Source organism: bacterium (genome assembly GCA_040753555.1).
In the GTDB taxonomy this organism is placed as follows: domain Bacteria; phylum UBA9089; class UBA9088; order UBA9088; family UBA9088; genus JBFLYE01.
The window spans coordinates 1-6,189 of record JBFMDZ010000130.1 but is presented as its reverse complement, the minus strand read 5'-3'; the positions used below and the strand labels follow the sequence as shown (position 1 = coordinate 6,189).

The following is a 6,189-nucleotide window of genomic DNA, read 5'->3' as shown; positions in this document are numbered from 1 at the left end:
CTATATCCCATTCAAGCTAGCAAATGACTCAAATGTCTCCCTTGAAATCTATAACATCCTCGGACAAAAGGTAAGAACAATAGAAGCAGGAAATAAACCTAAAGGCTCATATACCCAAAAGGATAGGGCAATCTCCTTTGACTTAAGAAATGATAGTGGACAAAACCTTTCTTCTGGATTATACTTTTATAAAATAAAGGCAGGGGATTTCTCTGCTATAAAATCCCTTGGGGTAAGATAAGCTTTAAATTTTAAGCTTGCCTTTTTAATTAACGGGTAGATATAATAGGGTTGTGAGAAAAAAAGACGATCTGCCAATCCCTTTTAAGACAATAGATTACATCTTTGGCATTCTTGTTTTATTTGTCTGTTTTGGGGTTTATTTGCATACCCTTACTCCAACCGTTGGATTTCATGATTCAGGTGAGCTTATAACCTGTGCCTGGACATTAGGCATTGCCCATCCTCCGGGTTATCCCCTTTATACCTTGCTGGGCAAGGTCTTTATAACCCTAATCCCTATTGGAAACATTGCCTTTCGGATGAATATGCAATCCGCCCTATTTGCCTCCCTTTGTGTAATGATGACTTATTTTATCACCTTAAAACTGAGCACCAGAGCACCAGAGCACCAGAGCACCAGAATAATTCCTTCCATTGTAGCAAGTCTAATCCTTGCCTTCTCTCTAACCTTCTGGGAACAGGCGGTAATTGCCGAGAAATATACCCTAAATGCCTTCTTTGCCACCTTAATTATCTTTATCCTCCTCAAATGGCAAGACTCTCGACTCAAGACTCAAGACTTCCAACTTCTTTATTTGTTTTGCTTTGTCTTAGGCCTATCCTTCACCCACCACTTCCAGACAATCTATCTTATCCCCGCAAGCATTTTCTTTATTTTGGCTGTTTTATGGAAGAATAGAAAAAATTCAAAATTTAAAACTCAAAAGTCAAAACTTAAAACTAGACCCTTTTCACTTCCTACTCTCTACTCCCTACTTTCTACTCCCTCAAAGATGCTTTTGCTTTTTATCCTGCCTCTTACTTTGTGGGCTTATCTGCCTATTCGTTCAAGTATGCACCCTCCCCTTAACTGGGGCTGTCCCGATAACTGGCAAAGGTTTGTTGAGCATTTAACTGGGAAGTCATATCAACCTTATCTGGGGCAACTTATCTCAAGCTTTAAATCCCGCCTCCTTACCCATCTTGGCTTTTTTCCTCATCAATTTAATGTTTGCCTTATTTTTCTTGGCTTGCTTGGCCTTATCTTTTTAATTGCCAAAAGGCTAAAGCTTGGTGTATATTTATGCTTGATGGCAATTACCAATTTCTTTATGGCTATTCGTTATGACATTTCTAATATTGAGGATTACTATATTCCCTCTTTCTTGATTTTTGCTATCCTCATTGGCTATTGTCTGTTTTCTGTCCTTTGTCTTCTGTCTTCTAAATTTTTCCCAGTCCTAAAAATTGCCTTGTGTGGGTTTTTCTTACTTTTTCCTATCTTGCAATGTAGAGCCAAATATTATTCCTCTGACCATTTCAACTATTATATTGCTTATGACCATGGAAGAAATATGTTAGAACCTTTAAGGAAAAAGGCTTTGGTTTTTTTGGAATACAAGATTGATCAACCCGGTTTTTTATTTTGGTATCTTCAGCATATTGAAAATCTTCGGAAGGATGTAGCAACTATTAAGTTAGAGTTTCTCCCATTTCAATATTATATAAAGGAGCTTAAAGAAAAATATCCCGATGTAAATCTTACAGTTCCTACTCAAATTCAGATTATAGAAAATAATTTAGGAAACAGACCAGTCTATGTAAGAGATTATGAAAAAGTGAGCGAGATCTATAAGGGATATACTTTAATTCCAGAAGGAATTTTATGGAGATTGACGAAAGATACAGAATTTTTGGTTGAGGAAATACTTAAAAATAAAGACTTTAAGATAAGAAAGATAAAATCTAGGAGAGAAAAAGGTATGACCTTCGAGAATATATGTGAGCTTCAAACAATCTTACTTTATGCCCATACTCTTTGCACCAGAGGAAAGTATCTTTCTTTTTTTAAGAGACATAATTTAGCCATAAATGAGACAAGGAAGGCAGTAGAGATATTAGAAAAATTTGGATTAAGGAATTTAAGAAATGTAAAAAAAGAATATAAAGACTACATAAATACTGGCATTGCTTTTTATATTCAAGCCCTTTTTCATTTAAGTAATGCTTTTTATAAACAGGGAGATTTAGATAAGGCTATTTTTGAATGCAGAAATGGATTAATGTTAGATCCAACAAATATTGGTGGTCACGGTCAATTGGGGGTTATTTATTTTGAAAAAGGCTTGAATGATAAGGCAATAAAAGAGTTTGAAAGAATTCTTGAGCTTGATCCAGAAAATTCATTGGCAAGACATAACTTACAACTCATTCAGGAAAGTGAGAAAATTTTTGTTGACAAGAATGAAAAATGATATTTATACTTTACTAAAATGAAAGATTTGGAAAATTATAAAATGATAAGGGGGATTAAACCTAGTCACCCCAAAGGGTTTTTATATAAAATTTACAAAGGCAACGGCAATCAAGCTGTTGCTTTTTTGTTTAGGGGGTTGGTAAAAATGAGAAAGTCAATTTTTGGGATTTTGGCGGTTTTAGGGTTTTGGGCTTGCAAGATAGCCTGGGCTGACACTTATGTTTCTGGAACAATTACAGGTGATACAACCTGGAATTTGGCAGGAAGCCCATATATTGCAACTGATACGGTATATGTTGCCAATGGGGTAAAATTAACCATTGAGCCAGAGGTAACCATAAGGTTTGCTACAGAGACCTCTCTAATCTGTTATGGTACCTTAAACGCAGTAGGCACACCTTTTGGCACGATTACATTTACCTCTGACCAAGCAACTTATACTGCTGGGCATTGGAAGGGCATTAAGCTATCTGGAAGTGGAACGCAGGGAAGTAAAATTGAATATTGTGATATTGGATATGCAAAGCAGGCAGTTTATTTGGAAAATGTATCAGGGGTTGTGATTACAAATAATTTTATCCACGATAACAAAGGAGATGACGGTTCTGGAGGAATAGGCTGTGGAGTTTATCTTTCAAATTCAAATAATAACATTATTGGAACAAATACAATTAAAAACAACAGGGGTGGCGATGGAAGAAATGGGGGTAGCTGGCAAGGTGGAGGTAGTGGCGGCATTGGTGTAGGGATTTATCTTTATAGATCAGCGACAAATACGATAAGAGGAAATACCATCTTAAATAACACAGGCGGTCAAGGAGGAACAGGGGGCTATGGTGGTTCAGGCGGTTCGGGTGGAATTGGCTGTGGAATATATCTTTATCAATCAACAAACAATACAATTTCAAATAATACAATATCAAATAATCAAGGCGGTCAAGGAGGAACAGGGGGCTATGGTGGTTCAGGCGGTTCGGGTGGAATTGGCTGTGGAATATATCTTTATCAATCAACAAACAATACAATTTCAAATAATACAATATCAAATAATCAAGGGGGTCGAGGAGAAACAGGGGGCGACTTTGGCTCAGGTGGCTCAGGTGGTATGGGCACAGGGATATATCTTTTATCTTCAATAAACAATACAATATTACAAAATACAATATCAACTAACATAGGAGGTCAAGGAGGAGCAGGTGGCGACTATAGGTCAGGTGGCTCGGGTGGTATGGGATGCGGGATTTATCTTTATCAATCAACAAACAATACAATTTCAAATAATACAATATCAAATAATCAAGGGGGCAAAGGAGGAATAGGAGGTAGTTCAGCTGGCATTTCTGGTAATGGTTATGGAATATATCTTGAGTCAAATAGTTATAATAATACAATTGCACTTACAAATACTTACAACAATGAGCCAATTTTTTATTACTACAATCAATCAGGAATAATAATTGAAAATCAAAATTTAACCTTAAATGGCTCTGGCTCAACAAATTTAGGAAGGATTGTTCTTATAAACTGTTCTGATTTTACAATAAGAAACAACATAATTTCTGGTGGAATTGGAGAAAATGGAATAACAGGAAGTCCCTATGCTTTAGGTGGTTCGGGTGGTATGGGCACAGGAATATATCTTGGAACATCAACCAATGGAACAATCACAAACAACACAATATTCCAGAACAGAGGTGGTCAGGGAGGAACGGGGGGCTTTTGGGGTTCAGGTGGTTCAGGGGGTATGGGATGTGGGATTTATCTTTATCAATCAACAAACAATACAATATTACAAAATACAATATCAACTAACATAGGAGGTCAAGGAGGAACAGGTGGACGGGTTGGTTCAGGCGGTCTTGGTGGCATTGGATGTGGGATATATCTTTTACAATCAATAAACAATATAATATCAAAAAATATAATATTAGCAAACACAGGTGGCCAAGGAGGAGCAGGTGGTTTCTATGGTTCAGTTGGCAATCCTGGGATTGGCTATGGAATCTATATTGAGCCAAATAGCCTTAATAATACAATTACAACCTCAAATACCTATAACAATGAGCCAATTTTTTATTACTACAATCAATCAGGAATAACAATTGAAAATCAAAATTTAACCTTAAATGGCTCTGGCTCAACAAATTTAGGAAGGATTGTTCTTATAAACTGTTCTGATTTTACAATAAGAAACAACATAATTTCTGGTGGAATTGGAGAAAATGGAATAACAGGGGGCTATGGTGGTTCAGGCGGTCTTGGTGGCATTGGATGTGGGGTTTATCTTTATCAATCAACAAACAATACAATTTCACAAAATACAATATCAAATAATATGGGAGGCCAAGGAGGAACAGGTGGCAGAGGGGCTTCGGGTGGCCCTGGTGGTATTGGTACAGGCATTTATCTTTCAAATTCAACTAGCAATACAATTTCAAACAATACAATATCAAATAACCGAGGGGGACAAGGGGGAACAGGAGGCTGGTTGGGTTCAGGTGGCTCGGGTGGTATTGGCTATGGCATCTATTCCATCTCAAATTCTTTTTCAACAATCCATTGCAACAACCTCCATAGCAACAAAAATGGTGATTTAACCAAAGGTTATGGTGTTTATCATGATGGCTCTTCAGGAACAATCTCTGCTACTTACAATTGGTGGTGTGATAATTCTGGACCAGAACATCCCATTACAAATCCATCAGGTCAAGGAGATAAGGTAAGTGATTGGGTTAATTATAGACCTTGGCTTGGATTAAGCATTATTCTTACCCCTTCTTTAGGTCCAGTTGGTACAATTGTTACAATAGAAGGAGCTGTACCTGCCACAAATACCCTAGTTTCCATTGACTTTGGAACAACTTTGACCATTGCAACAGCTCAATCTTCAGATATTGGCACCTTCTCCACAACCTTCATTATAGATACCCAACCCTCCTGCACAAAGATAATTACTGCAAGGGATTATTTAGGAAATACAGCTATTGCCCATTTCAAGATTCAAGGTGCTTTTATTACAAAGCTCTTACCAACCTCAGGCTTTGTTGGAAGCATAATAACAATAGAGGGAGTAGGTTTTGCTGGTTCCTCTTTAAGCATAGATTTTGGAACAATGCCAACCATAACAACCGCCTATTCATCAGCCAATGGCACCTTCTCAATAACCTTTGTTGTAAGTACCCAACCACCTTGCACAAAGCTAATTACCGCAAGAGACTTCAAAGAAACAGCAACTACAATATTCTTCCTCATTCCAAGCCCAAGGATTACCCTTGTTAATCCTACATCAGGTTTAGTGGGAACAATTGTAACCATAGCAGGCTCTGGCTTTGGACCAGATACACCTATAACCATTGCCTTTGGAACAAATCCAAATATTACAAATACCCTCTCATCGGCACTTGGTTCTTTCTTAACCACATTTATTGTAGATACCCAACCTGCCTGCACAAAGCTAATCACCGCCTCAGGGGATTCCTGTATTGGAGAAATATTTGCCACAACAACATTTAAGCTCATTGGCATCCCAGGGATAAGCCTAATCAAGGATGGATCAACCCAAACCCTTACCCTATCCACCCTAACCTATACCCTCAAATACCAAAACACAGGACAAACCCTCCTTACTGATGTTGTTATCATAGACAATGGCACATACTACATTGGCACACTAACACAAGGCCAATCTGGCTTCCTAACAATAGACTATT

3 protein-coding genes are annotated in these 6,189 nt (G+C 37.6%); all 3 read left to right on the top strand.

The genetic code is table 11. The annotated features are described in order from the left end of the window. The coding region (locus tag AB1630_09645) for a FlgD immunoglobulin-like domain containing protein (GenBank protein ID MEW6104052.1) at positions 1-241 on the top strand (241 nt) is incomplete at its 5' end. A gap of 52 nt (positions 242-293) precedes the next feature. Continuing rightward, a complete protein-coding gene (locus AB1630_09640; GenBank protein MEW6104051.1) occupies positions 294-2,477 on the top strand; it encodes a DUF2723 domain-containing protein in 2,184 nt (727 codons plus the stop codon). A gap of 147 nt (positions 2,478-2,624) precedes the next feature. Further along, positions 2,625-6,189, top strand: a 3,565-nt coding sequence (locus AB1630_09635; GenBank protein ID MEW6104050.1) for a right-handed parallel beta-helix repeat-containing protein, incomplete at its 3' end; no start/stop codon positions are given.